The sequence below is a fragment of the Enterobacter cloacae complex sp. SHL021 genome (assembly GCF_049237765.1).
Taxonomy (GTDB): domain Bacteria; phylum Pseudomonadota; class Gammaproteobacteria; order Enterobacterales; family Enterobacteriaceae; genus Enterobacter; species Enterobacter cloacae.
This window is the reverse complement of record NZ_JBMKJG010000002.1, coordinates 156,991-182,202: the sequence shown is the minus strand read 5'-3', so window position 1 is coordinate 182,202 and position 25,212 is coordinate 156,991. Positions and strand designations below refer to the sequence as shown.

Here is a 25,212-nt window from a genome sequence, read left to right as displayed (position 1 = left end):
GCATTGTTTAAGGTGATAAATTGCCCACCTGTTAACTACTCATAAAGTTTCTCTGATAATTACTCGTTGATTTTTTTTGCTTCCATTATTGCGAAACAACACCCATTTATCTGTTTTAATTAAATTTTAATAAAAACGCACTACTATGACATCACAATCCTGGCGGTCTTTGGTCAACAGCAAATATCAATTATCGTTACGTTTATTTTTATTTTTGAACGCAACCTCAGCGGTGTTCTCGGTAACAAATCCGCTCTATTCTGTTCAGCTGTTATCTTTCCCCCTGCTGGCTATTTTTACGCTCAGCACCGGATTGCTGCTCTGGCACTGGCAAAAGTGTACCCGCAAGATAAATATTCCTGTGGTTTCAGCGATATTCGGTATTTTATGGGCCTGGCAAATCGCCTCAAAATTTTCGTTAATTACGCACGATCGGGCGACATATTTGATCATGGCGCTATTAACGGTGCTTTTTATCGGTTCGCTGGCATTCGCCATTAATATCAAAGCGTTTACGCTCCACTCATTACCCGCATTTATTGTCTGCCTGTGGTTAAGCCCCTCTGAACACTGGTTGAGAATGATCTACTCTTTCATTCTTCCGGTCGTGGCTATCAGCGTTCACCACGTACTACAAAGGCGTAACGATCGCTTCGCTCAGGAACTCCTCTCCCGGTTACTGGAAGAACGAGAAACGCTGACCGATCTCAGCATGATGGATCCACTTACCGGCCTGTATAACCGTCGCGGCTTGCAAAGCCGACTGGAGAATCTGCCTGCGGTAGAAAACGGCGAACACTTTGTCCTGCTAATGGATATCGATCACTTCAAGGCCTATAACGACCACTACGGCCATATGATGGGTGACCAGGCGTTAATCCGTGTCTCGGCAGCCATTCGTGATGCCGTACGCTCGCGGGATATTGTGGCGCGGTTTGGCGGAGAAGAGTTTATGGTACTGCTGACGAACATCTCGCTGGAACATGCCCGCCAGACGGCAGAGCGCATTCGTCAGAAAGTGTACGACTTAAAAATCCCCCACATGTTCAATGAGCGCGTCGCGACTAACGTCACCATCAGCATTGGTATTGCCATTTTTGAGAATGAAGACGCAGAAGGCGCGCTGGAAAAAGCAGATAAAGCCCTCTACGAAGCAAAGCATCTTGGGCGGAATAACATTCTGCTCAGCGAAGAACTACAGGCGGTTTAAGCACAGCATCTCTCTCCAGGACAAAAGTCTTGCCATCGGTATGAGCAATAGTTAGGATTGGCAATCATTATCATTTAGATTTCTATCTATTATGGCCACTCATACCGTACAGACTGTTGACCCCCTCCTCTGGCGAGCCCGTCTCACCACGGGAGACTCTTCGCTTGCGGAAGCCATACGCGAAAAGATAGCGGCAACCCGTGCCCATCTGCTGGACTTTATCAAACTGGATGAGCCGCATCCGCACCACGCCATGACACTGGCACAGTGGCAGCAGCCGGCAAAACGCCAGTCGCTGCTGGCAACCTATTCTGACCATATCTATCGCAATCAACCCACCCTTACGCGGGAAAATAAGCCCCTGCTCTCTCTCTGGGCGCAATGGTATATCGGCCTGATGGCGCCTCCGCTTATGCTGGCATTGCTCACCCAGGAGACCATGCTGGATCTCTCCCCGGAGTATTTTCACGTTGAATTCCACGAGACGGGGCGTGCGGCCTGCTTCTGGATCGATCTTCACGAAGACCCAACGGCCATGCATCTTTCTGCCACGCAGCGGATGGAGCGGCTCGTGACCCGCGCCCTGATGCCGGTAGTGAATGCTCTGGAAGAGACAGGTGAGATCAACGGGAAGCTTATCTGGAGTAATACCGGCTATTTAATCCACTGGTATTTGACGGAAATGAAGCCCCTGCTCGGTGATGAGAAGGTGGATGCCCTGCGTCAGTCCTTGTTCTTTACGAAACAGCTTGCGGATGGCCGCGATAACCCGTTATTCCGTACCGTGGTGCCGCGTGACGGGCTTCTGGTGCGCCGCACTTGCTGCCAGCGCTATCGCCTGCCGGACGTTCAGCAGTGCGGGGATTGTACGCTGAAGTAGTCAGGACCGGCCTGATGCCCTTACCCTGACCCTCTCCCACAGGGTTGAGGGATCCCCATAAATAATGCCTGCACAGACGGCCCCCTCTCCCTTTGGGAGAGGGCGGGGGTGAGGGAGAACATACGGCTGTGGAGGTCATTCCGTTCACTTTATGTTCCTTGCTACTCTGTAACGGCATGACTTGTGAACGTGCCAGGGTGGCTCAGTCGCCACCACCCTGGCGACCCGGGCTCCCGGCGGTAAATCGCCGCTTCGCGGATTGTTCGCCCCATCCCTGGGGCTCACCCCTTTGGGGCCAGCGCAAGCGCTGTCCAAAATTGCTCCCGGCAATTTTGTCTTCGGCTTATTCCTTCCGGCTTATCGGGGACGGGCGGATGTAACGTCCCTGTAAAGCCGCCCTCTCGGCGCATCCCTGCGCCTCGCCCCGGCCTGCAGGAAACGCCTCAGCGATTTACAGCCGGACCAGGGCATCGCTGAATGTTCTCAGTCATTCTGAGAGCAGCGTTATCGCTTATGGTTAAAAAATTACTGGGGAACCCTCAGCCCACAGGGAGAGGGAACAAACACTAAAAACGGCAACTTATGTTGCCGTTTTGCTTTTACCTAGGCCACCTGCTGATTTTCCGCTTCCGCATTACGCTGCGCTTCTTCCGCTTCCTGCTCCAGCAGCTGCTTCTCGTACACTTTAAAGAACGGGAAGTAGATGATGGCGGAGACACACGCAAGCACCACTACCAGAATGGCCGCGCGGAAATCCCAGCCCAGCGCCCATGCGGCGCCCACAGGTGCGGGTGCTGTCCATGGCACAACAGAGATCACGCGGCTTATCAAATCAAACTTCATTGCCGCCCAGGCCAGCACGGCGTTGACCATCGGTGCCAGCAGGAACGGAATAAAGAACACCGGGTTCATGACGATCGGCGTACCAAAAATGACCGGTTCGTTGATATTAAAGATGCTCGGCACCACGCTCAGACGCCCGATTGAGCGCAGATGCGCTGAACGGCTGCGCAGGTAGCAGAACACCAGCCCCATTGTCGCCCCCGAGCCCCCAATCACGATAAAGAACGTCCAGAACGCTTCCATAAAGATATGGGGAAGAGGCTGGCTTGCCGCCAGGGCGGTCTGGTTAGCCCCGAGATTGGTCAGCCAGAACATCTGCAGCATTCCTGAGACAATTGCCGCCCCATGGATCCCTGCGAACCACAGTAAATGACCAATCAACACCGCCAGCAGGATGGCAGGCAGAGAATCCGCAGCGGAAACCAGCGGTTTGAAGATTGACATAATGGCCTGCGGGATCAGCATGCCAAACTGAGACTGAATCAACAAACTCAGCGGATAGAGCGTCAGTACGACCACCAGCACCGGGATCAGCAGATCAAAGGAGTTTTTGATCATCGGAGGAACCTGGTCCGGCAGACGGATACCGATATTGTGCGCTTTGAGGAAACGCATCATCTCAACGCAGTAGATTGCTACCAAAATCGCAGTAAAGATCCCCGTCCCTCCCAGACTGTCTACGGGCAGCGTGCCTTTGGTCTTAGGTGCAGCCACCAACAGAAACGCCATCAGCGACAGCATGGCGCACATGAACGGATCTAACTGATGCGATTTTACATAGTGTTTGCCGAGGTTATAGGCAATGGCCGCACAAATATAGATGGACATAATGCCCATCGTCATATCGAACGGCGTGAGAATCTGGCCTTCAAATTGCTTTGCCATGTCCAGCCAGGCGCGCGCGAAGCCCCAGGTGGTATCTGGCGAAAACGGTGGGTAAGCAAACACTAACAAAAATGAACCGACAATCATGAAGGGCATCGCGGAAATAAATCCGTCGCGGATAGCCATAACATGACGCTGGGAAGAGATCCGCCCGGCAATGGGACTGACGTAATTTTCAACGAAACGGAATATCAGATTAAACGCAGCATGGTTGGCAGACATAGCAGATCTCCTGTCAGACGTTCGATACGGGCGCTTTCACGCCACACGTTGTTCCATAAATCAGCTTCACAACCTTGCTGGCTCGTGTACCAGCGGTACTGCTCAGACGGAATGGTTTCATAATGTGCTCTTATTATTGGATACAGGGGACGTTACGTCCTCAGTATTAATCTCTGATTCACGCTCTGCAACCGGTTACTGTAACCGGTTTCTGTGAATGTGAAGGCGATCCAGAAATCGGCCATGTAGGATATTTGTTACTTAAGAGATATTTACAGCAGATAAATTCTTATGACAGATTACGCAGGATATTTGTCAGGAGGAAACAATGAGTTTGCAGTCTGTACAGCAGTTTTTTGCCGACAACGCGCCGGATATAGAAATCATTGAACTGAGTCAGAGTACCGCGACCGTTGCGCTGGCTGCTGCCGCTCATCGCGTTGAGCCGGGACAAATCGCCAAGACGTTATCGCTAAAAGTAAAAAATGAGGTGATTCTGGTAGTGGCGAAAGGCGATGCGCGTCTGGACAACAAAAAACTGAAAGATACCTTTGGTGCAAAAGCGCGCATGCTCAGTAGTGATGAAGTGGTGACGATTACAGGCCATCCCGTTGGGGGAGTCTGTCCGTTCGGGCTGGAAAACCCACTTTCTGTTTACTGCGATATTTCGTTAAAACAGTACGCGGAAGTGCTGCCCGCCGCAGGTGCCATCCACAGCGCCGTGCGCATTTCTCCAGACCGGATGGCTGAGCTGACGTCCGCAAAGTGGGTCGATGTATGCATTTAATTGATGTGCCAGAATGTATCTGGCGCATCAAAAAATCACCGATTATAAAAATGCCGGCGAGCCCGACACCGAACAGCGCATGTCTCTTGCCGGAAGATGAGTAAGAATATCCGCCGCATCAAGCAGCCCTACGTCAGAATTCACCCCCAGTTTCACCATCGCATTAAACTTGTGCGCGCGGATGGTTTTAATATTGCGTTCAAGTTGTGTCGCAATTTCAGGAATGGAAAACCCGAAAGACATATAACGCAATATCGCCCGCTCCGTTGGGCTTAACAATCTGTTTTGATTGACATACCAGTGGTTCAGCATATTGTCATTGATATGATGCGTCTCTCTCAATAGCACCACCAGCTCCTCCTGCAGGTGGCTCAGCGGTACCGATTTACTCACAATGCCATGCAGACGAGAAGGCGACAGATGGCTTATCAGGCGCGCTTCCATGTCATCAGACGCAAGTACAATTCGCTGAATATCGCTATGGGTGAAAGCGAGATCCCGCAGGGAAGCCAGGCAGTTACGACGCTCTTCACGCGCATCCGAGAGCGAATAGATCACCGAGAAAAAAGAGATATTGGTCAGCGCCTTTTTAAAGCTTTCGAACTGACTGAAGAGGTGCAGTCGATAATGGCTGAGCATCGGCATCGCAAAAAGATGCTGCAGCCCAACGGCACTCATTGTGCAATTTTCGATGACAGCGATATGTCCTGGTGTATCGGTTTTTTCCATTCCTCATACTCTCCATAGGCTGACATTAAACTCAGCTCTCTCATTCCCTGTGCACTGTTAATCCAGGCGTACATATCGGCATTGCTGCGCAGCGACAACCGTCGCATCGCACTGTTTTTCTGCGCACTGATTGTTTTGTTGCTCTTCTTGAGCAAGGTAGCAATTTGGTTAATTCCCCAGCCCTTACCTAGCAGGCGTAACACTTTGCGTTCAGAGTGGGTAAGCGCAACAAACGGTTCGTCTTCGGTTTCCGCCTCGGCGGGTTCAGGAGACAATAACGTCTGGCTTATCCGCTCCGCCCGCTCGCTACCTGCACGAATAGCATTAATCACGCCTTCAATCGGTTCCATTTCTGAAAGCAACGTGCTTTCCGGGCGCATAAGCAGTTCCACTGCAATGGGATAAAGGGGACGAGAGACCATAAAAATCCAGTGAATATCCCGGTATTGGTTCAGTAAGTTGTAATATTCTTCTAACGTTCCCCGGGGTTTCCTGTATTCACCTGAAATATCAGCAATAATGACATTAGCCCGGCGAAGCTGAAGTAACGTTAACTCCTGCAGCGAACGACAATAAGTCAATTCAAATTCTGGGAAATGGTTTGCCATAACGCTGCCTAACCCGTTTTGCATAACGGGTACCCTGCTAATAACTACGCCATGTTTACCATTCAATGACAACATAGACCCTCCGTGTCCATTTTTCATTTGATGAGTAGCGTCTAAACGCATCAAGATTTATGTTTTTTCGTCCCTGAGTGTAGACTGATTAATACAAGCAGAAGATGAGATATGTTTTTAGCTTAAGAAAGGCCTAAAACAACGCTAATATCTCACAAAGCGCAATTAAATTTAATTGCAAGAGCATTAAAATAATGAAAATATAAAATAAGAATAACTTAATATAAATATTCTATATTTCGACTCATACAAATTCATCGTATTTATATTTAAACCTCATTCTTTTTCGCGAACCGGGCTGCAACTGTTTGCAGGAATCTTGATCTGACCCAGAGCAAGGGATACCGCACTCTGTGCTAAAAGTAAGCATCAGGGCCAACAGGCAAGCGACTCACCAACACTTCGGGACACTACATGCAGGCAGAAATATCGATGCAGCGTGCCACCACGCGGCTGTGTATTCAGTGCGGACTTTTCCTGCTCCAGCACGGGGCGGAAAGCGCCCTGGTCGAGGAGCTTTCGACGCGTCTGGGGCTGGCATTGGGGATGGATAGCGTCGAAAGCGCGATTTCATCGAACGCTATCGTGCTGACCACCATCAAAGATGGCCAGTGCCTCACCTCTACCCGTAAAAACCACGACCGCGGCATTAATATGCATGTGGTAACCGAAGTGCAGCACATCGTCATTCTGGCTGAACATAAGCTGCTCGACCTGAAAGAGATAGAAAAACGGTTCAACCAAATTAAACCCCTACGTTATCCGCGCTGGCTGGTGGTGTTGATGGTGGGGTTATCGTGCGCCTGTTTTTGTAAGCTCAATAAAGGGGGCTGGGACGGCGCGTTCGTGACCTTCTGCGCCAGCAGCATCGCCATGTATGTACGCCAGGTACTGACGCACCGGCAGTTGCACCCGCAAATTAACTTCTGCATCACCGCGTTTGTTGCCACCACGGTGTCGGGGCTGCTGCTGCGCCTGCCGCAGTTTGCCAACACGCCCACCATCGCCATGGCCGCCAGCGTGCTTCTGCTGGTTCCGGGCTTCCCGCTGATTAACGCCGTTGCCGATATGTTTAAAGGGCACATCAATACCGGTCTGGCGCGCTGGGCGATTGCCAGCCTGCTTACGCTGGCAACCTGTATCGGCGTAGTGATGGCCATGACGCTGTGGGGGTTACGCGGATGGGCGTGATAACGTTTCTGCTGGCACTGATGCAGGACATGATCCTGGCCGCCATTCCCGCCGTCGGCTTTGCGATGGTCTTTAACGTCCCGCAGCGCGCTTTGCCATGGTGTGCGCTGCTGGGCGCCATCGGTCATGGCTCGAGAATGATCATGATGACCGCTGGTTTTAACATCGAGTGGTCAACTTTTATGGCCTCCATGCTGGTCGGCAGCATTGGTATTCAGTGGTCGCGCTGGTATCTGGCGCACCCTAAGGTGTTCACCGTCGCGGCCGTCATCCCGATGTTCCCTGGCATTTCAGCCTATACGGCCATGATTTCAGCGGTAAAAATCAGCCACTTTGGCTACACCGAGCCACAGATGATCCTGCTTCTGAGCAACTTTCTTAAGGCCTCATCTATTGTTGGCGCACTCTCTATCGGGTTGTCGATCCCGGGGCTGTGGCTTTACCGCAAACGCCCGCGCGTTTGATGTTTGTGTTATTTCGCTGCCATGGGGATAATCTTTCTATTCCGTTTAGTGACGATAAGGAAAGGATGTGGCAAACCCTGGCAGCGAACTCCCTGAGCACAGTGAAGAATCCAGCCTGAAGGAAAAAATCTTTCAGAGCGCTATCGCCCTTTTTGCTGAATATGGGTTGAACGGCGCCCGCATGGAGCAGATCGCAGAGAAAGCAGGCACCACGAAACGGATGGTGGTTTACCATTTTAAGAACAAAGAAAATCTTTACCTTCTCGTTCTTGAGTACGTCTACACTCGGATCCGCGCCAGTGAAAAAGCGCTCAGCCTTGCAGAGATACCGCCGGTTGAAGCGCTGGTGCACCTGGTGGAAGCCACCTTTGACTACCACGCAGACCACCCGGATTACATTCGTATTATCTGCATGGAGAACATGCAGCGTGGTCGCTTTATGCAGCAATCCAGCTACCTGCGCCAGGTCAACCGCAGCGCGCTCGACCTGCTCGACGATATCCTGCGGCGCGGAAAAGAAAAGCAGTTGTTCAGCCAGTCGGTTGACCCGCGGGATCTTCACCGCCTGATCAGCAGCTTCAGCTTCCACTATGTTGCCAACAGCTACACCTTTACGCTGCTGTTTGAAGAGGGAGCAGACGAGCAAGCTCAGCGCCAGCACTACCGGAAAATGGCCGTTCAGGTGGCGCTTCGTTATACCTGCCCATAAAATTGCTTGCAATTATATCGTGCACTATCTATATTCAACTCATGAACGCAAAAACGAACGACACCACCAACGCGCTTCTGCTGGATAACCAGCTCTGTTTTGCCCTCTATTCGGCAAACCTGGCGCTTAACAAGCTGTACCGGCAACTGCTGGCGCCGCTTAACCTGACCTACCCGCAATACCTGGTGATGCTGGTACTGTGGGAGCAGGATGACATTACGGTGTCGGACATCGGTGAGCGGCTGTTCCTTGACTCTGCCACCCTGACGCCGCTGTTGAAGCGTCTGGAAAGCGCCGGGCTGATCAACCGTCAGCGTTCGCGTAAAGATGAACGCCAGGTCGCCGTCACGCTGAGCGATGCGGGACGTGAGCTACAGCAGCAGGCCTCCGGGATCCCCCACGCGGTGGGATGCGCAGCGCAATGTGACACTGACACCATGCTGGCACTCAAGCAGCAGCTTGAACTTTTGCGACATCAGTTACATCACGCGTAAGGCTATACTTTACGCGTATTTATTTACCCCAATACATCGTGTGCTATTTAATAGCACGCACTAACGTAAGATGAGGAACCTGCCATGTCTTTAGAAAAAGTTGTCTACACTGCCAAAGCAAAAGCGACCGGAGGCCGTGACGGCCGCGCAACCTCTTCCGATGGCGTCCTGGACGTCAAACTGGGTGTGCCAAAAGAGATGGGCGGCATGGGGGGCGAAGTGACCAACCCTGAACAGCTGTTTGCTGCCGGCTACTCTGCCTGTTTCCTGGGGGCGATGAAATTTGTGGCTGCGCGCGACAAATTTACGCTGCCAAAAGAGGCCTTCATTGAAGGTGAAGTGGGAATTGGTCCACTGCCAACCGGTTTTGGTATCGAAGCCAAACTGAACATTCACGTTGAAGGCATGGATCCTGCAGAAGCTAAAAAACTGGTGGATGCCGCGCACATTGTGTGCCCGTACTCTAACGCGACCCGCGGCAACATCGACGTGACCCTGAATATCATCGCGTGATAAATGCCTGATGGCGCTGCGCTTATCAGGCCTACGACTGTAGCCCCGGTAAGCGCAGCGCCACCGGGGAAATCCCCTCCATTCCCTCATCCTCTCTGTGCTACCATAAGCCCATATCACGCCCGTAGTAATCAGTAGAGAAAGCGTTATGTCCTCCAGAATTCTGACCACCAGCATTGCTGGTATTGATGCCTTTATGCGCGATCCCCGCGGTGTGTTGACGCACGCCGAAGGCGGCACGCTTGCAGTGTTGGCCGATAACGCCCCGGCGTTTTACGCCCTCACCCCGGAGCGTCTGGCGCAGCTTCTGGAGATAGAAGCGCGGTTGTCGCGCCCGGCAAGTGACGTCACGCTCGATAACCAGTTCTTTGAAGAGCCGGGTAACGCCCCCGTCACGGTGCCGATGGGGAAATTTGCCCTGTACGCGGGCTGGCATCCGGATGTGGATTTTCAGCGGCAGGCGGCATTGTGGGGCATTGCGCTGACGCAACCGGCTACCCCTGAGGAGCTTGCCGCCTTTATTGCCTGGTGGCAGGCAGAGGGCAAAGTCTTCACCCACATTCAGTGGCAGCAAAAGCTCGCCCGCCATCTGCAAATTAACCGCGCCAGCAATAACGGCCAGCCAAAACGCGATATCAACGCTTTTTCAGAACCGGATAAACAGATCCCTAATGGATTCCGAGGTGCGAAATGAAAAACGTCGGCGACCTGATGAAACGACTGCAAAAGATGATGCCAGCCAATGTGAAGCCTGCCTTCACAACGGGTGAAGAACTTCTGGCGTGGCAAAAAGAACAGGGTGAGATCCGCGCTGCCGCCCTCGCCCGTGAAAACCGGGCGATGAAAATGCAGCGTACCTTTAACCGCTCCGGTATTCGCCCCCTGCATCAGAACTGCTCATTCGATAACTATAAAATTGAGACCAACGGGCAGATGAACGCCCTGGCCGCCGCCCGGCAGTACGTGGACGAATTCGACGGCAACATCGCCAGCTTTATCTTCAGCGGTAAGCCCGGCACCGGTAAAAATCACCTGGCCGCCGCCATCTGCAACGAACTGCTTCTGCGCGGGAAATCGGTGTTAATCATTACCGTGGCCGATATCATGTCTGCCATGAAAGACACCTTCAGCAACCGTGAAACCAGCGAAGAGCAGCTGCTTAACGATCTGAGCAATGTGGATTTGCTGGTTATTGACGAGATTGGTGTTCAAACCGAATCCCGCTATGAAAAGGTGATCATTAACCAGATTGTCGATCGCCGCTCTTCTTCCAAGCGTCCCACCGGCATGCTGACCAACCACAATATCGACGAGATGACCCGCTTACTGGGCGAGCGCGTGATGGATCGCATGAAGCTGGGCAACAGCCTCTACGTCATCTTTGACTGGGAAAGCTATCGCAGCCGCGTCACCGGTAAAGAGTATTAAGACAGTTCCAGGAATCGCCGCCGGAGCGGAGGTATATACTGGACCTCTTCCGGCCCAAAACGGACCTTTTTGAGAAAGCCATTATGAAAAAACAGATTCTTTTCAGCACACTTTTAGGCGCCCTGCTGGTCACCGGCATGGCCCATGCCGCGTCATGGCAGGAGTCCCTCTCCAGCGCCGCCAGCGAACTCACCAAAGAGAGCGGCAGCACTCAGGGCGGGCTGTCAGCCTCTTCCCTCACCAGCCTGCTGGGCAATAGCTCCCAGAGTCTGAGTGCCGGCACCATGAACAACGCAGCAGGCATCCTGGAATACTGTGCGAAGCAAAAGCTGGCTTCCGTGACCGATGCGCAAAATGTGAAAAACCAGGTGCTCGGTAAGCTGGGTCTGGACACCCAGGAGCAGAAAGCCGACACCAACTACATGGACGGCATTCAGGGTCTGCTGAACGCGCAAAATGGTCAGCAGCTGAATCTGAGCACCCTTGGCAACTCATCTCTGGCGAAACAGGTGAAAACCAAAGCCTGCGATCTGGTGCTGAAACAAGGCGTTAATTTCATCTCCTGATCGGCCCCATTTCCTGCCACAACACGCCGCGTTTAATACGTTAGTCTTGCAACGCGGCGTGAAACCGGCATTTTCCCCTTCTGCCCTCGTCTCAGCATCCGTACAGCAGGGTGCGACCGCCTTCAAAAAAACGATTTTCTAAACCAATTCCTAATAACGGCACACTTTCGTGACACTAAAATTGCAGCTTAGCGACATCGCCATTACATTGTATTACCCAAAAAATAATCAATTAGCCAGCGAAGCACCTGGCGTCATGAGGATATGCTGTTGTCAGAGTTAATGTCCCTTGCCCTTTTTCTGGCCTCCATCGGCGTTTACGCCTGGAAAGCTGGCCGTAACACCTGGTGGTTTATCGCCACGCTGGTGGTGCTCGGCATTTTTATTGTTTTAAACATTACGCTCTACGCCAGCGATTACTTTACCGGAGACGGGATAAACGATGCGGTGCTCTACACCCTGACCAATAGCCTGACGGGCGCGGGCGTGGGTAAATATATCCTCCCCGGTCTGGGCCTGGTGCTGGCGCTGGTGACCATTTTTGGCGCGCTCGCCTGGGTGCTGCGCCGCCGCCGTCATCTTCCGCACCATCATGGCTACAGCCTGCTGGCGCTTTTCCTTGCGCTGGCCTCCGTGGATGCCAGCCCGGCATTTCATCAGATCACCGAGCTGGTGAAATCCCAGTCGCGCGACGGTGACCCGGATTTCGTGGCGTACTATAAAGAGCCATCGAAAACGATAGCCAACCCGAAGCTTAATCTGGTGTACATCTACGGTGAGAGTCTGGAGAGGACCTATTTCGATAACGACGCCTTCCCGAACCTGACGCCGGATCTGGGCGCGCTGAAAAACGAAGGCCTCGACTTCAGTCACACCATGCAGCTGCCCGGCACCGACTACACCATTGCCGGAATGGTCGCCTCCCAGTGCGGCATTCCTCTGTTTGCCCCCTTTGAAGGCAACGCCTCAGCTTCAATGTCGAGCTTCTTCCCGCAGAATATCTGCCTGGGCGACATCCTGAAAAACTCCGGTTACGAGAACTATTTTGTCCAGGGGGCAAACCTGCGCTTTGCCGGGAAAGATGTGTTCCTGAAATCACACGGGTTTGATCATCTGTACGGCTCAGAAGAGTTAAAAACGACCGTCGCCGATCCCACTTACCGCAACGACTGGGGCTTCTACGACGATACCGTGCTGGAGGAGACCTGGAAAAAATTCGAAGAACTGTCCCGCGCCGGGAAACGCTTCTCCCTCTTTGCCCTGACGGTAGATACTCACCATCCTGACGGTTTTGTCTCGCGCACCTGCAAGCGCAAACGCTACGACATTGACGGCAAAGATAATAAATCCTTCAGCGCCGTCACCTGTAGCCAGGAGCATATCGCCGCCCTTGTTCAGAAAATTAAAGCCTCACCCTGGTTCAAAAACACGGTGATCGTGGTCTCTTCAGACCATCTGGCTATGAAAAACAGCGCGTGGGATCAGCTGAACAAACAGGATCGCAGCAACCTGTTCTTCGTTCTGCGCGGCGACAAACCGCAGCAGGAGGTAATCGCCACCAAGCGTAATTCGATGGATAACGGCGCCACGGTGCTGGATATTCTTGGCGGTGACAACTTTATTGGCCTGGGCCGCAGCACGCTGTCGGGACAATCGCTGTCCGAAGTGTTCCTCAACATGAAGGAAAAAATCCTCGCCTGGAAGCCGGATATCATTCGTCTGTGGAACTTCCCGAAAGAGATGAAAGACTTCACTATCGATCAGGATAAAAAAACGATCGCCTTCTCAGGCAGCCACTTCCGGCTACCGCTGCTGCTGCGCGTGTCGGATAACCGCGTTGAGCCGCTGCCCGAAAGCGAATACTCGGCGCCGCTGCGCTTCCAGCTGGCGGAGTTTGCCCCGCGTGATAACTTTGTCTGGGTCGATAAGTGCTACAAAATGGGCCAGCTCTGGTCGCCGCCGCTGGCGCTGTCGACGGACTGGTGCGTCTCTCAGGGGCAGCTAGGCGGGGAGCAAACCGTGCAGCACGTAGATAAGCCAGTATGGAAGGGCAAAACCGCCTTCAGGGATACGGTTATCGATACCGCCCGCTATCAGCGCAACATTGATATGCTGAAAATCGTCGACAACGATATTCGTTATAAAGCGGACAGCTTTATCTTCAACGTCGCCGGTGCGCCGGAAGAGGTTAAACAGTTCAGCGGTATCTCTCGTCCGGAGTCCTGGGGTCGCTGGTCCAACGCACAGCTGGGCAATGAGGTAAAAATTGAGTATGCCCACCCCTTGCCGCAGAAATTCGATCTGGTGATCACCGCCAAAGCGTATGGCGCTAATGCTAACCGCCCTGTTCCGGTACGGGTGGGCGACAGCGAGCAGACGCTGACCCTTGGCAACGAAGTCAGCACCACCACGCTGCATTTCGATAATCCTTCACGGAGTAATACCCTGGTGATTGTGCCGCCAGAGCCGCAATCTACCAATGAAGGCAATATTCTCGGCCACTCACCGCGCGAGCTCGGGATTGGCATGGTCGAAATTAAAATCGTGGGTAACGCAGGCTAATGCGTGTCGGCCTTAACATCACCGTTCGCCCAACACGCCCCGGTGACGTCACCGCCCTGCCCGCCATTGAACGCGCGGCGGGCCAGCGTTTCCGGGATTACCCGGAACTCGCCTGGCTTGCAGAGGGCGAGGTCATTTCCGCTGAACAGCATCTCGGCTACGCCGAACGCGGATTGAGCTGGCTGGCGCTGGCCAACGAACTGCCGGTCGGTTTTATCCTCGCAGAATTGCATGCTTCGTCGCTGTTCATCGTGGAGCTTTCGGTGCATCTGGACTGGCAGGGAAAAGGGATCGGCCGACGGCTCATCGCCTGTGTCGCTTACCAGGCCCGCAAAAGGGGGCTGGCATCGCTGACGCTGACAACCTTCCGGGACGTGCCGTGGAATGCGCCGTTCTATGCGCGGCTGGGGTTTGAAATGATAACGACGCTGACGCCTGAACTGCGTGAAAAACGCGAAGAAGAGACGGCGCACGGTTTAGCGTATGACGCTCGCTGTGCCATGCGCCTGCCTCTGTAATATCGCCCGACGGCGCACCGTCATTGCGTAGGCCGGGTAAGGCGTAGCCGCCCCCCGGCACCACATACGGCCTTAGAAGGTTTCCCAGTTATCGCCCGCATCCGCGGTCGCCGGTTTACGCATCACCACCGGTGCAGCAACGCTTTTGGCAGCGGCAAACTCACGTGCTTTCATCTGCTCCTGCTGAATACGGAACACCGCGACGGCCTGCGTCAGGCGGCTCGCCTGCTCTTCCAGCGCCGCAGCGGCAGCAGCAGACTCTTCCACCAGCGAGGCGTTCTGCTGAGTCACGCGATCCATCTCCGCCACCGCCAGACCAACCTGATCGATACCGCGGCTCTGCTCATCAGAGGCAGAGGCGATTTCGCCCATGATATCGGTCACGCGGGTCACCGCATTAACGATTTCACCCATCGTTTCACCGGCGCTTTCCACCAGCGTTGAGCCCACTTCCACACGACCGACGGAGTCTTCAATCAGGCTCTTGATCTCACGGGCAGCCTGGGCACTGCGCTGGGCCAGGTTACGTACTTCACCTGCCACGACGGCGAATCCGCGACCCTGCTCACCCGCACGTGCAGCTTCAACCGCCGCGTTCAGTGCCAGAATGTTGGTCTGGAAGGCAATACCGTCAATCACGCTAATAATATCGGCGATTTTCTGCGAACTGCCCGCGATGTCGCGCATGGTTTGCACCACGTTATCCACCACTTTCCCGCCCTTCTGTGCGGTTTCAGACGCACTCAGCGCCAGGTTGCTCGCCTGGCGGGCATTCTCGGCGTTCTGCTTCACGGTCGCCGTCAGCTGCTCCATGCTGGCTGCGGTCTCTTCCAGGGAAGCGGCCTGCTGTTCAGTACGGGAAGAGAGATCGTTATTGCCCATCGCGATTTCGCTCGCGCCGCTGTAGATGGCGTTTGCGCCGTTACGCACGTCACCAACGGTACGCACCAGTTCGCTCTGCATATGACGCAGCGAGTCGGCCAGTTCACCCATCTCGTTAGCGCCTTCCACTTCAATGCGCTTCACCAGATCGCCGCTGGCGATATGGCGGATGTTGTCGATGAGACGGGTCAGCGGAGAGATCAGCGCCTGCTTGATACCCAGCCACACGCCCACGATGACCACCAGCACAACCATCAGCACGCTGATCAGCACCCAGATCGCCTGGCTGTAAGAGCTGTTGCTGTTTTCCACCGCCATCTGATACAGCTTGTCGTTCTGCAGCAGGTAGTTCACATACTGCTTCTCAAAACCATCCTGATAGCTCTGGGTAGGCTGATCGAAGAAAGCGTTAATTTTGCCTGCCCCCAGCAGTTGAATCAGCTCCGCCAGCGCGCCGTGATAAATATCGTAGTTACGCTTAATTTCCATCGCTTCAGCGTCGCTCTGACGCGGATCGCGCGGCAGGGCTTCGTAGGCGGCCCAATTTTTTTCCGCCTGTTTCAGTGACACAGAGGCAATTTGCATCAGATCGTTCACGGTCGCGCCGCTGCCGATATTGTTCTGATCCATCATGTAGCGGATGCCCGCGCGGTTCAGGGTGTTACGGGTTTGCAGCAACGCCACCCAGCTGGCGTTCAGCGTGGATTGTTGCTGGCGAATGGTTTGCAGGACGGTGAAATTCTCTTTGTCATGCTTCAGGGCATTGAAGAAAAGACCACCGGAGGTCAGTTGTAAAAGGCCAAATATCGCTAAAACCAGCATTAAGCTGGTGACAATCTTGATACGGTTTAACATGTTTTCTCTTCCTTCAGACAGATACAGAATTTTCGGCCTGGAAAGGGAAAACTTTACGAAAATCATCCTTTAATTTGTGGTTTTTACTCTTCGTCACGCGCTGCGTTATGGCGGTTTCCCAGCGCGATAAACTCCTCAAGCAGCGCCGTCAGCTGTTTCATCTTCTCCGGCGTATATTCCGCCTCTATTTGCTGGTACGCCTCTTCCACCTGCGCCTGAGCGTGCTCGTACAGCGCGTTGCCCTCTTTGGTCAGCGACACGTACAGTTTGCGCTGGTCATTGACCGGTTTTAAGCGCAGCACCAGACCGTCGCGCTCCATGCGCGTCAGAATGCCCGTCAGGCTCGGGCGCAATATGCAGGTCCGAAACGCCAGATCGTGAAAATCCATCGAGGGATGTTCAGCCAGTACACGCACAATGCGCCACTGCTGCTCGGTCAGGTTATGCCGCTTCACAATTGGTCGGAAGTAGGACATCGCCGCTTCCCGCGCCTGCAACAGGGCGATAGTTAAAGAATCATGCATAGCCACTCCCGCTTATTGTTAACAAGTAAACAATTCAAAATCGCTGTTTTAATCAACTACTTTTTGACCATCGAAAAGTCTAACAGAAACAACAGCACTTTATTAACACGATGATAAATATATCATTTCAAACGAAAATGTAAATTTATTGTTATTCATATCACAAATATTTCACTTCTGATTGCGAAATAATCAGCAAAAGCATAAAACCAGATCATTAACATATTAACAAAATCAACGCCGGCGTTCCGGCCTGAGGAGTATGTCAATGAAAGGTACCGTTTTTGCCGTGGCGCTGAACCACCAAAGCCAGCGCGACGCCTGGGCTGAGGCGTTTGAAAAAGCCCCCTACAACACCCCGCCAAAAACCGCGGTGTGGTTTATCAAGCCACACAACACGGTGATCCGCGCAGGTGAACCCATCGCGTTCCCGCTGGGTGAGACGGTGCTGAGCGGCGCAACCGTCGCGCTGGTGGTGGGCAAAACGGCCAGCAAAGTTCGCGTGGAGGACGCAGCGGCCTACATCGCCGGGTACGCACTGGCCAACGAGGTAAGCCTGCCGGAAGAGAGCTTTTATCGCCCGGCAATCAAAGCCAAATGCCGGGACGGGTTTTGTCCGCTGGGTGAGCTGGTCGCCGTCGACAACGTGGATAACCTGACTATCATCACCGAAATCAACGGCCGTGAAGCGGACCACTGGAACACCGCCGGGCTACAGCGCAACGCCGCCGAACTGCTGAGCGCCCTGAGCGAGTTCGCGACCCTGAATCCGGGCGATGCGATCTTGCTCGGCACGCCGCAAAGCCGCGTCGAGATCCGCCCTGGCGATCGGGTACGCATTCTGGCGGAAGGGTTCCCGGCACTGGAAAACCCGGTGGTGGATGAACGCGACGTGGCGATGGCTCAGGGCGCGCACCCTCACCCCACGCTGTTCGCCCTCGGCCTGAACTACGCCGATCACGCCAGCGAGCTGGCATTCACGCCACCGACCGAGCCGCTGGTATTTATCAAAGCGCCCAATACCTTCAACGGCGACAACCAGACCTCGGTACGTCCGGACAACGTTGAGTACATGCACTACGAGGCGGAGCTGGTGGTGGTCATCGGCAAAACCGCGCGTAAGGTCAGTGAAGCCGAGGCGATGGATTTTGTTGCGGGCTACACGGTCTGTAACGACTACGCCATTCGCGACTATCTCGAAAATTACTACCGCCCGAATCTGCGGGTCAAAAGCCGCGACGGGTTAACCCCCATCAGCCCCAACATCGTGCCAAAAGCAGCCATTCCCGATCCGCATAACTTAACCCTGCGCACCTTCGTCAACGGTGAATTACGTCAGGAAGGGACCACGGCGGATCTGATCTTCAGCATCCCATACCTGATTGCATACCTGAGCGAATTCATGACTCTGCAGCCGGGCGACATGATAGCCACCGGCACGCCAAAAGGACTGTCCGACGTGGTACCGGGGGATGAAGTGGTGGTGGAAGTGGAAGGCGTGGGTCGCCTGGTAAACCGGATTGTGAGTGAGGAGACGGCAAAATGAAAAAGATTAACCACTGGATCAACGGCAAAAACGTGGCGGGAAGCGACTACTTCCACACCACCAACCCGGCCTCCGGCGAGGTGCTGGCAGAAGTCGCCGCCGGCGGGGAAGCGGAAATCCATCAGGCCGTGGCGGCAGCAAAAGAGGCTTTCCCAAAGTGGGCCAACCTGCCGATGAAAGAGCGTGCGCGTCTGATGCGTCGCCTGGGCGATCTGATTGACCAGAACGTGCCGGACATTGCCGCGATGGAAACCGCCGACACCGGCCTGCCCATCCACCAGACCAAAAACGTGCTTATCCCCCGCGCCTCGCACAACTTTGAGTTCTTCGCCGAAGTGTGCCAGCAGATGAACGGCAAAACCTACCCGGTTGACGACAAGATGCTGAACTACACCCTGGTGCAGCCGGTGGGCGTCTGCGCGCTGGTGTCGCCATGGAACGTGCCGTTTATGACCGCCACCTGGAAGGTCGCCCCATGCCTGGCGTTGGGGAATACCGCCGTGCTGAAGATGTCTGAACTCTCGCCGCTGACCGCCGACCGTCTGGGCGAACTGGCGCTGGAGGCGGGTATTCCGGCGGGCGTGCTGAACGTGGTGCAGGGCTATGGCGCCACGGCAGGCGATGCGCTGGTGCGCCATCACGACGTGCGGGCCGTCTCCTTCACCGGCGGCACCGCCACCGGGCGCAATATCATGAAAAACGCCGGGCTGAAGAAATACTCCATGGAGCTGGGCGGCAAATCCCCGGTACTGATTTTTGAAGATGCCGACATTGAGCGCGCGCTGGACGCCGCCCTGTTCACCATCTTCTCCATCAACGGCGAGCGCTGCACCGCGGGCTCGCGCATTTTCATCCAGCAGAGCATCTACCCGGAATTCGTCAAACGCTTCGCCGAGCGCGCCAACCGCCTGCGCGTGGGCGATCCGACCGATCCGAACACCCAGATTGGCGCGCTGATTAGCCAACAGCACTGGGAGAAAGTCTCCGGCTATATCCGCCTGGGCATTGAGGAGGGCGCGACCCTGCTGGCGGGCGGCCCGGACAAACCGGCCGACCTGCCTGCGCACCTTAAAGGCGGTAACTTCCTGCGCCCGACGGTGCTGGCGGATGTCGACAACCGCATGCGCGTGGCGCAGGAGGAGATCTTCGGCCCGGTAGCATGCCTGCTGCCGTTCAAGGACGAAGCGGAAGGGCTGCGCCTGGCCAACGACGTGGAGTACGGCCTGGCGTCGTACATCTGGACCCAGGACGTCAGCAAAGTGCTGCGTCTGGCGCGCAATATCGAAGCGGGCATGGTGTTCGTGAATACCCAGAACGTGCGCGACCTGCGCCAGCCGTTTGGCGGCGTGAAGGCCTCCGGCACCGGGCGCGAAGGCGGCGAGTACAGCTTTGAGGTGTTCGCGGAGATGAAGAACGTCTGCATCTCCATGGGCGACCATCCGATTCCAAAATGGGGGATCTAAAATGGGAAAGTTAGCGTTAGCGGCAAAAATCACGCACGTACCGTCAATGTATCTCTCTGAGCTGCCGGGTAAAAACCACGGCTGCCGTCAGGGGGCCATCGACGGGCACAAAGAGATCGGCAAGCGCTGCCGCGAGCTGGGCGTCGACACCATCATCGTCTTCGACACCCACTGGCTGGTGAACAGCGCCTATCACATCAACTGTGCGGACCATTTTTCAGGCGTCTACACCAGTAACGAGCTGCCGCACTTTATCCGCGACATGACCTACGACTACGACGGCAACCCGGAGCTCGGGCAGCTGATCGCCGACGAGGCGGTCAAGCTTGGCGTGCGCGCCAAAGCGCACAACATCCCGAGCCTGAAGCTGGAGTACGGCACGCTGGTGCCGATGCGCTACATGAATGCGGATAAGCACTTCAAAGTGGTCTCCATCTCGGCGTTCTGCACGGTTCACGACTTCGCCGACAGCCGCAGGCTGGGCGAGGCCATCGTCAGCGCCATCGAAAAGTATGACGGCACCGTGGCGGTGCTCGCCAGCGGCTCGCTGTCGCACCGCTTTATCGACGACCAGCGTGCGGAAGAAGGGATGAATAGCTACACCCGCGAGTTCGACCGCCAGATGGATGAACGGGTGGTGAAGCTATGGCGCGAAGGCCAGTTCAAAGAGTTCTGCAGCATGCTGCCGGAGTACGCCGATTACTGCTACGGCGAGGGCAACATGCACGACACGGTGATGCTGCTGGGCATGCTCGGCTGGGACAAATACGACGGCAAGGTTGAATTCCTCACCGAGCTGTTCGCCAGCTCCGGTACCGGCCAGGTTAACGCCGTTTTCCCGCTGCCCGCGTAAGGAGCCACCATGCCGCATTTTATCGCTGAATGTACCGACAACATCCGCGAGCAGGCCGACCTGCCGGGGCTGTTCGCCAAAGTGAACGAGGCGCTGGCCGCCACCGGTATTTTCCCCATCGGCGGTATCCGCAGCCGCGCCCACTGGCTGGATACCTGGCAGATGGCGGACGGCAAGCAGGATTACGCCTTTGTGCATATGACGCTGAAGATTGGTGCCGGGCGCAGCCAGGAAAGCCGCGAGGCCGTGGGGGAGATGCTGTTTGCGCTGATCAAAGCGCATTTTGCCAACCTCATGGCCGCCCGGTATCTGGCGCTGTCGTTTGAGCTCGACGAACTGCACCCGACGCTCAATTACAAACAAAACAACGTACACGCGTTGTTTAAGTAATACCGGCACGGTCTGTCCCCTCTCCCACTGGGAGAGGGAGAAAACAAACATAAAACAGGATATCGCCATGCTCGACAAACACACCCATACCCTGATCGCCCACCGCCTGCATCAGGCGGAGCAGTCCCGGGAGCAGATCCGCGCGATCTCGCTGGAGTACCCGGAGATCACGATTGAAGACGCCTACGCCGTACAGCGCGAATGGGTGAACCTGAAAATCGCCGAAGGCCGCGTGCTGAAAGGCCACAAGATCGGCCTCACCTCAAAAGCAATGCAGGCCAGCTCGCAGATCAGCGAGCCGGACTACGGTGCGCTGCTGGACGATATGTTCTTCCATGACGGCAGCGACATCCCCGTCGATCGCTTTATCGTCCCGCGCATTGAGGTGGAGCTGGCTTTCGTGCTGGCAAAACCGCTGCGCGGCCCGAACTGCACGATCTTCGACGTCTACAACGCCACAGATTACGTCATCCCCGCGCTGGAACTGATCGACGCCCGCTGCCACAACATTGACCCGGAAACCCAGCGCCCGCGCAAGGTGTTCGACACCATCTCCGATAACGCCGCCAACGCGGGCGTGATCCTCGGCGGCCGTCCGATTAAGCCCGACGAGCTGGATCTGCGCTGGATCTCCGCCCTGCTCTATCGCAACGGCGTGATCGAAGAGACCGGCGTCGCCGCAGGCGTGCTCAACCACCCGGCTAACGGTGTGGCGTGGCTGGCCAACAAACTTGCCCCCTACGACGTGCAGCTTGAGCCAGGGCAGATCATCCTCGGCGGTTCGTTTACCCGTCCGGTCGCGGCCAGCAGAGGCGATACCTTCCACGTGGACTACGGCAACATGGGCTCCATCAGTTGCCGCTTTGTCTAGGAGATAACCATGCAAAACGCATTCAAAACGGCGCTGAAAGCCGGAAAGCCGCAGATTGGTTTATGGCTGGGGCTGACCAGCAGCTACAGCGCCGAACTGCTGGCGGGGGCTGGTTTCGACTGGCTGCTGATTGACGCCGAACATGCGCCGAACACCGTGCAGACCGTCTTAACCCAGCTGCAGGCCATCGCCCCTTATCCGAGCCAGCCGGTCGTCCGCCCGTCGTGGAACGATCCGGTGCAGATCAAACAGCTGCTGGATGTGGGCGCGCAAACCCTGCTGGTACCGATGGTACAAAACGCCGAAGAAGCCCGTCTGGCGGTCCGTTCCACGCGCTATCCGCCTGCGGGTATTCGCGGCGTGGGCAGCGCCCTGGCGCGGGCCTCGCGCTGGAACCGCATCCCGGACTACCTGCACCAGGCCAACGACGCCATGTGCGTGCTGGTGCAAATCGAAACCCGCGAGGCGCTAAAAAACCTGCCGCAGATCCTGGATGTGGACGGCGTCGACGGGGTGTTTATCGGCCCGGCGGATCTGAGCGCCGACATGGGCTTTGCCGGTAATCCTCAGCACCCGGAAGTGCAGGCGGCCATTGAACAGGCGATCGCGCAAATCCTGAGCGCCGGCAAAGCGCCCGGCATCCTGATGGCCAACGAGCAGCTGGCAAAACGTTATCTCGAACTCGGTGCGTTGTTTGTCGCCGTCGGCGTCGACACCACCCTGCTCGCCCGCAGCGCCGAAGCGCTGGCGGCACGTTTTATCGATCACCCGGTTACGTCAGTTAATAACAATAAATCCGTCTACTAAACGTAAGATCTGGAGCGCACCATGACGACCTCTACCCTGCAAGATAATAAAGCTGTTGAACATCGCGTTATAAATAAGCTGTTCCGTCGTTTGATCGTGTTTCTCTTTATCCTGTTTGTCTTCTCGTTTCTCGATCGCATCAACATTGGCTTTGCCGGGCTGACGATGGGCAAAGATCTGGGCCTCACCTCCACGATGTTTGGCCTGGCCGCGACGCTCTTTTACGTCACCTACGTGTTGTGCGGGATCCCGAGCAACATCATGCTGGCGAAGATCGGCGCCCGGCGCTGGATCGCCGGGATCATGGTGGTGTGGGGGATCGCGTCCACCTGCACCATGTTCGCCACCAGCCCGGAAACGCTCTATGTGCTGCGCATGCTGGTGGGCATTGCCGAGGCTGGCTTCCTGCCGGGGATTTTGGTCTATCTCACCTGGTGGTTCCCGGCCTATCACCGCGCCCGCGCCAACGCGCTGTTTATGATTGCCATGCCGGTAACCATGATGCTCGGCTCTATTCTTTCCGGCTACATCCTGGCGATGGACGGGCTGTGGAACCTGAAAGGCTGGCAGTGGCTGTTCCTGCTGGAAGGGTTGCCGTCGGTGGTGCTCGGCGTGGTGACCTGGTTCTACCTTAACGACACCCCGGATCAGGCCAGCTGGCTGGATTATGAAGAAAAGCAAACGCTGAAAACCATGATCGCCCGTGAGCAAGAGCTGGCGGTGGCGCATGCCGCCACGCCGCGTTCAACGCTGCGTGAAGTCCTGACTCCGGCGGTACTGCTCTATACGCTGGCCTATTTCTGCCTGACGAACACGCTGAGTGCGATCAACATCTGGACGCCGCAGATCCTGCAAAGCTTCAACACCGGCAGCAGCAACATTGTGATCGGCCTGCTGGCGGCGATCCCGCAGTTTTGCACCATCCTCGGCATGATCTGGTGGAGCCGTCGCTCCGACAGGCTGAAAGAGCGAAAAAAGCACACCATCCTGCCGTATCTCTTCGCGGCGGCGGGATGGATGCTGGCCTCGGCCACCGATCACAGCCTGATCCAACTGCTTGGCATCATCATGGCCTCAACCGGATCGTTTACCGCCATGGCGATATTCTGGACCACGCCGGATCAGGTTATTAGCCTGCAGTCCCGTGCGGTGGCGCTGGCGGTGATCAACGCTATCGGCAACGTCGGATCCGCCGTCAGCCCGCTGCTGATCGGCATTCTGCGTGATGCTACCGGCAGCTTCAGCTCCGGGCTGTGGTTCGTCGCCGGGCTGCTGGTGGTGGGCGCGCTGGTGCTGACGCGGATCCCAATGACCCGCCAGGAAAGCCTCGGACGCGATCCGGGGATGGCGGCACAGAAGATCCACTGAGGAGGAGCTATGTGCCAGAGCCCCGTCGCCAATATCGATATCAGCAAAGAGTACGACGAAAGTCTGGGCACCGACGATGTGCACTATCAGTCGTTCGCCCGCATGGCGGCCTTTTTTGGCCGCGACATGCAGGCGCATCGTCACGACCAGTATTTTCAGATGCACTTTCTTGATACCGGGCAGATAGAACTCCAGCTCGACGATCATCGCTACTCGGTACAGGCTCCGCTGTTCGTCATTACCCCGCCGTCGGTGCCACACGCGTTTATCACCGAATCCGACAGCGATGGCCACGTTCTGACGGTACGCGAGGATCTCATCTGGCCGCTGCTGGAGGTGCTCTACCCCGGCACGCGAGAAGCGTTTGGCTTGCCGGGAATCTGCCTGTCGCTGGCCGATAAGCCCGACGAGCTGGCGGCGCTCAGGCACTACTGGCAGCTGATTGCCAGGGAATCCACCGGGCAACTTCCTGGGCGCGAGCATACCCTGGTGCTGCTCGCGCAGGCGGTCTTTACCCTGCTGCTGCGTAACGCCAGGCTCGACGACCACGCTTCAGGCGGCATGCGCGGTGAGTTAAAACTGTTCCAGCGCTTTACCCAGTTGATTGACACCCACTATCATCAGCACTGGACGGTGCCGGACTACGCCTGTGAACTCCACCTGACCGAATCCCGCCTGACCGATATCTGCCGCCGCTTCGCCAACCGTCCGCCGAAGCGGCTGATCTTCGACCGCCAGCTGCGCGAAGCCAGACGGCTGTTGCTCTTTTCCGACAGTACGGTCAGCGAGATTGCGTGGCAGCTGGGCTTTAAGGATCCGGCCTATTTTGCCCGCTTTTTCAATCGCCTGACGGGCTGCTCGCCCAGCGCGTATCGGGCGCAGAAAGTACCGGTTTCCCCTGTTGCCCTCACCTCTGCCCTCTCCCAACGGGAGAGGGAGTAACCGTCCCCTCTCCCGTTGGGAGAGGGTTAG

The 25,212-nt window shown here is 55.7% G+C and carries 26 protein-coding genes; 21 read left to right on the top strand and 5 right to left on the bottom strand.

Annotated features, from left to right (window positions below; translation table 11 throughout):
- Positions 1–145 precede the first annotated feature (145 nt).
- Together ACOTZF_RS02990 and fhuF are read left to right on the top strand one after the other, a co-directional pair.
- Positions 146–1,210 (top strand): GGDEF domain-containing protein, encoded by a 1,065-nt coding sequence (locus tag ACOTZF_RS02990; RefSeq protein WP_061772213.1) that lies wholly within the window; start codon positions 146–148, stop codon positions 1,208–1,210.
- A gap of 91 nt (positions 1,211–1,301) precedes the next feature.
- Positions 1,302–2,090, top strand: coding sequence for a siderophore-iron reductase FhuF (gene fhuF / locus ACOTZF_RS02985; protein WP_058681500.1), 789 nt, complete (start codon positions 1,302–1,304; stop codon positions 2,088–2,090).
- Positions 2,091–2,693: 603 nt separating this feature from the next.
- On the opposite strand, the gene ACOTZF_RS02980 is transcribed toward fhuF, so the two are convergent.
- Positions 2,694–4,040 carry a PTS cellobiose transporter subunit IIC gene (locus ACOTZF_RS02980; RefSeq protein WP_013095475.1) on the bottom strand — a complete coding sequence of 449 codons (1,347 nt, stop codon included), beginning with the start codon at positions 4,038–4,040 and terminating at the stop codon, positions 2,694–2,696.
- A gap of 328 nt (positions 4,041–4,368) precedes the next feature.
- On the opposite strand from ACOTZF_RS02980, the gene ACOTZF_RS02975 reads away from it, so the two are divergent.
- On the top strand, positions 4,369–4,827 hold the full coding sequence (locus ACOTZF_RS02975) for a YbaK/EbsC family protein (protein ID WP_013095474.1): 459 nt from the start codon (positions 4,369–4,371) through the stop codon (positions 4,825–4,827).
- A gap of 42 nt (positions 4,828–4,869) precedes the next feature.
- On the opposite strand, the gene bglJ is transcribed toward ACOTZF_RS02975, so the two are convergent.
- Together bglJ and ACOTZF_RS02965 are read right to left on the bottom strand one after the other, a co-directional pair.
- A complete protein-coding gene (gene bglJ, locus ACOTZF_RS02970; protein ID WP_013095473.1) occupies positions 4,870–5,505 on the bottom strand; it encodes a DNA-binding transcriptional activator BglJ in 636 nt (211 codons plus the stop codon).
- Positions 5,502–6,239 carry a helix-turn-helix transcriptional regulator gene (locus ACOTZF_RS02965; RefSeq protein ID WP_020688833.1) on the bottom strand — a complete coding sequence of 246 codons (738 nt, stop codon included), beginning with the start codon at positions 6,237–6,239 and terminating at the stop codon, positions 5,502–5,504. Before ACOTZF_RS02965 ends, bglJ begins: the two co-directional genes overlap by 4 nt.
- 411 nt (positions 6,240–6,650) lie before the next feature.
- On the opposite strand from ACOTZF_RS02965, the gene ACOTZF_RS02960 reads away from it, so the two are divergent.
- The 10 genes from ACOTZF_RS02960 (at position 6,651) to ACOTZF_RS02915 (ending at position 14,681) form a co-directional block, all read left to right on the top strand.
- Entirely contained in the window at positions 6,651–7,427 is a 777-nt protein-coding gene (locus ACOTZF_RS02960) for a threonine/serine ThrE exporter family protein (RefSeq protein WP_029882175.1), read from the top strand.
- Positions 7,418–7,891 (top strand): threonine/serine exporter, encoded by a 474-nt coding sequence (locus ACOTZF_RS02955; protein ID WP_013095466.1) that lies wholly within the window; start codon positions 7,418–7,420, stop codon positions 7,889–7,891. The genes ACOTZF_RS02960 and ACOTZF_RS02955 overlap by 10 nt, the downstream gene beginning before the upstream one ends.
- A gap of 67 nt (positions 7,892–7,958) precedes the next feature.
- Positions 7,959–8,600, top strand: a complete 642-nt coding sequence (locus tag ACOTZF_RS02950; RefSeq protein WP_029882177.1) for a TetR family transcriptional regulator — start codon at positions 7,959–7,961, stop codon at positions 8,598–8,600.
- 41 nt (positions 8,601–8,641) lie between these two features.
- Positions 8,642–9,094: a MarR family winged helix-turn-helix transcriptional regulator gene (locus tag ACOTZF_RS02945; protein WP_013095464.1), complete on the top strand. Its 453-nt coding sequence runs from the start codon at positions 8,642–8,644 to the stop codon at positions 9,092–9,094.
- A gap of 84 nt (positions 9,095–9,178) precedes the next feature.
- A complete protein-coding gene (locus ACOTZF_RS02940) occupies positions 9,179–9,607 on the top strand; it encodes an organic hydroperoxide resistance protein (RefSeq protein WP_013095463.1) in 429 nt (142 codons plus the stop codon).
- Positions 9,608–9,755: 148 nt separating this feature from the next.
- A complete protein-coding gene (gene dnaT / locus ACOTZF_RS02935; RefSeq protein WP_014830554.1) occupies positions 9,756–10,301 on the top strand; it encodes a primosomal protein DnaT in 546 nt (181 codons plus the stop codon).
- Entirely contained in the window at positions 10,298–11,035 is a 738-nt protein-coding gene (gene dnaC, locus ACOTZF_RS02930; RefSeq protein WP_013095461.1) for a DNA replication protein DnaC, read from the top strand. The genes dnaT and dnaC overlap by 4 nt, the downstream gene beginning before the upstream one ends.
- Positions 11,036–11,118: 83 nt before the next feature.
- Positions 11,119–11,601, top strand: a complete 483-nt coding sequence (locus tag ACOTZF_RS02925) for a DUF2501 domain-containing protein (protein WP_013095460.1) — start codon at positions 11,119–11,121, stop codon at positions 11,599–11,601.
- 270 nt (positions 11,602–11,871) lie between these two features.
- Entirely contained in the window at positions 11,872–14,163 is a 2,292-nt protein-coding gene (gene opgB / locus ACOTZF_RS02920; RefSeq protein WP_038981280.1) for a phosphatidylglycerol--membrane-oligosaccharide glycerophosphotransferase, read from the top strand.
- Positions 14,163–14,681, top strand: coding sequence for a GNAT family N-acetyltransferase (locus tag ACOTZF_RS02915; protein WP_129252066.1), 519 nt, complete (start codon positions 14,163–14,165; stop codon positions 14,679–14,681). Before opgB ends, ACOTZF_RS02915 begins: the two co-directional genes overlap by 1 nt.
- A 72-nt stretch (positions 14,682–14,753) precedes the next feature.
- Here ACOTZF_RS02915 and tsr read toward each other — a convergent pair whose 3' ends face one another.
- The gene (tsr, locus tag ACOTZF_RS02910; RefSeq protein WP_013095457.1) at positions 14,754–16,418 is read right to left on the bottom strand and encodes a methyl-accepting chemotaxis protein; all 1,665 of its coding nucleotides are present in this window, start codon (positions 16,416–16,418) and stop codon (positions 14,754–14,756) included.
- An 83-nt stretch (positions 16,419–16,501) separates the two neighbouring features.
- On the bottom strand, positions 16,502–16,942 hold the full coding sequence (hpaR, locus tag ACOTZF_RS02905; RefSeq protein ID WP_013095456.1) for a homoprotocatechuate degradation operon regulator HpaR: 441 nt from the start codon (positions 16,940–16,942) through the stop codon (positions 16,502–16,504).
- A 268-nt stretch (positions 16,943–17,210) separates the two neighbouring features.
- Here hpaR and hpaG point away from each other — a divergent pair, with 268 nt between their 5' ends.
- From hpaG to hpaA, 8 genes are all read left to right on the top strand, one after another.
- Entirely contained in the window at positions 17,211–18,488 is a 1,278-nt protein-coding gene (gene hpaG / locus ACOTZF_RS02900; protein ID WP_040020160.1) for a 4-hydroxyphenylacetate degradation bifunctional isomerase/decarboxylase, read from the top strand.
- Positions 18,485–19,951, top strand: coding sequence for a 5-carboxymethyl-2-hydroxymuconate semialdehyde dehydrogenase (gene hpaE, locus ACOTZF_RS02895; protein WP_013095454.1), 1,467 nt, complete (start codon positions 18,485–18,487; stop codon positions 19,949–19,951). Before hpaG ends, hpaE begins: the two co-directional genes overlap by 4 nt.
- 1 nt (position 19,952) lies before the next feature.
- Entirely contained in the window at positions 19,953–20,804 is an 852-nt protein-coding gene (hpaD, locus tag ACOTZF_RS02890) for a 3,4-dihydroxyphenylacetate 2,3-dioxygenase (protein ID WP_029882183.1), read from the top strand.
- Positions 20,805–20,813: 9 nt separating this feature from the next.
- Positions 20,814–21,194: a 5-carboxymethyl-2-hydroxymuconate Delta-isomerase gene (locus ACOTZF_RS02885; RefSeq protein WP_129252068.1), complete on the top strand. Its 381-nt coding sequence runs from the start codon at positions 20,814–20,816 to the stop codon at positions 21,192–21,194.
- A 67-nt stretch (positions 21,195–21,261) separates the two neighbouring features.
- Positions 21,262–22,065, top strand: a complete 804-nt coding sequence (gene hpaH, locus ACOTZF_RS02880) for a 2-oxo-hept-4-ene-1,7-dioate hydratase (protein ID WP_061771700.1) — start codon at positions 21,262–21,264, stop codon at positions 22,063–22,065.
- A 9-nt stretch (positions 22,066–22,074) separates the two neighbouring features.
- Positions 22,075–22,872, top strand: a complete 798-nt coding sequence (gene hpaI, locus ACOTZF_RS02875) for a 4-hydroxy-2-oxoheptanedioate aldolase (RefSeq protein ID WP_038981110.1) — start codon at positions 22,075–22,077, stop codon at positions 22,870–22,872.
- Between the two features lie 21 nt (positions 22,873–22,893).
- Positions 22,894–24,240 (top strand): 4-hydroxyphenylacetate permease, encoded by a 1,347-nt coding sequence (gene hpaX, locus ACOTZF_RS02870; protein WP_040020168.1) that lies wholly within the window; start codon positions 22,894–22,896, stop codon positions 24,238–24,240.
- Between the two features lie 9 nt (positions 24,241–24,249).
- Positions 24,250–25,182, top strand: a complete 933-nt coding sequence (gene hpaA, locus ACOTZF_RS02865) for a 4-hydroxyphenylacetate catabolism regulatory protein HpaA (protein WP_029882186.1) — start codon at positions 24,250–24,252, stop codon at positions 25,180–25,182.
- Positions 25,183–25,212 lie beyond the last annotated feature (30 nt).

Coding starts and splice junctions, on each gene's coding strand:
- ACOTZF_RS02990 (WP_061772213.1), top strand. CDS start 146: ATGACATCACAATCCTGGCGGTCTTTGGTCAACAGCAAATATCAATTA.
- fhuF (WP_058681500.1), top strand. CDS start 1,302: ATGGCCACTCATACCGTACAGACTGTTGACCCCCTCCTCTGGCGAGCC.
- ACOTZF_RS02980 (WP_013095475.1), bottom strand. CDS start 4,040: ATGTCTGCCAACCATGCTGCGTTTAATCTGATATTCCGTTTCGTTGAA.
- ACOTZF_RS02975 (WP_013095474.1), top strand. CDS start 4,369: ATGAGTTTGCAGTCTGTACAGCAGTTTTTTGCCGACAACGCGCCGGAT.
- bglJ (WP_013095473.1), bottom strand. CDS start 5,505: ATGAGTGCCGTTGGGCTGCAGCATCTTTTTGCGATGCCGATGCTCAGC.
- ACOTZF_RS02965 (WP_020688833.1), bottom strand. CDS start 6,239: ATGTTGTCATTGAATGGTAAACATGGCGTAGTTATTAGCAGGGTACCC.
- ACOTZF_RS02960 (WP_029882175.1), top strand. CDS start 6,651: ATGCAGGCAGAAATATCGATGCAGCGTGCCACCACGCGGCTGTGTATT.
- ACOTZF_RS02955 (WP_013095466.1), top strand. CDS start 7,418: ATGGGCGTGATAACGTTTCTGCTGGCACTGATGCAGGACATGATCCTG.
- ACOTZF_RS02945 (WP_013095464.1), top strand. CDS start 8,642: ATGAACGCAAAAACGAACGACACCACCAACGCGCTTCTGCTGGATAAC.
- ACOTZF_RS02940 (WP_013095463.1), top strand. CDS start 9,179: ATGTCTTTAGAAAAAGTTGTCTACACTGCCAAAGCAAAAGCGACCGGA.
- dnaT (WP_014830554.1), top strand. CDS start 9,756: ATGTCCTCCAGAATTCTGACCACCAGCATTGCTGGTATTGATGCCTTT.
- dnaC (WP_013095461.1), top strand. CDS start 10,298: ATGAAAAACGTCGGCGACCTGATGAAACGACTGCAAAAGATGATGCCA.
- ACOTZF_RS02925 (WP_013095460.1), top strand. CDS start 11,119: ATGAAAAAACAGATTCTTTTCAGCACACTTTTAGGCGCCCTGCTGGTC.
- ACOTZF_RS02915 (WP_129252066.1), top strand. CDS start 14,163: ATGCGTGTCGGCCTTAACATCACCGTTCGCCCAACACGCCCCGGTGAC.
- tsr (WP_013095457.1), bottom strand. CDS start 16,418: ATGTTAAACCGTATCAAGATTGTCACCAGCTTAATGCTGGTTTTAGCG.
- hpaR (WP_013095456.1), bottom strand. CDS start 16,942: ATGCATGATTCTTTAACTATCGCCCTGTTGCAGGCGCGGGAAGCGGCG.
- hpaG (WP_040020160.1), top strand. CDS start 17,211: ATGAAAGGTACCGTTTTTGCCGTGGCGCTGAACCACCAAAGCCAGCGC.
- hpaE (WP_013095454.1), top strand. CDS start 18,485: ATGAAAAAGATTAACCACTGGATCAACGGCAAAAACGTGGCGGGAAGC.
- hpaD (WP_029882183.1), top strand. CDS start 19,953: ATGGGAAAGTTAGCGTTAGCGGCAAAAATCACGCACGTACCGTCAATG.
- ACOTZF_RS02885 (WP_129252068.1), top strand. CDS start 20,814: ATGCCGCATTTTATCGCTGAATGTACCGACAACATCCGCGAGCAGGCC.
- hpaH (WP_061771700.1), top strand. CDS start 21,262: ATGCTCGACAAACACACCCATACCCTGATCGCCCACCGCCTGCATCAG.
- hpaI (WP_038981110.1), top strand. CDS start 22,075: ATGCAAAACGCATTCAAAACGGCGCTGAAAGCCGGAAAGCCGCAGATT.
- hpaX (WP_040020168.1), top strand. CDS start 22,894: ATGACGACCTCTACCCTGCAAGATAATAAAGCTGTTGAACATCGCGTT.
- hpaA (WP_029882186.1), top strand. CDS start 24,250: ATGTGCCAGAGCCCCGTCGCCAATATCGATATCAGCAAAGAGTACGAC.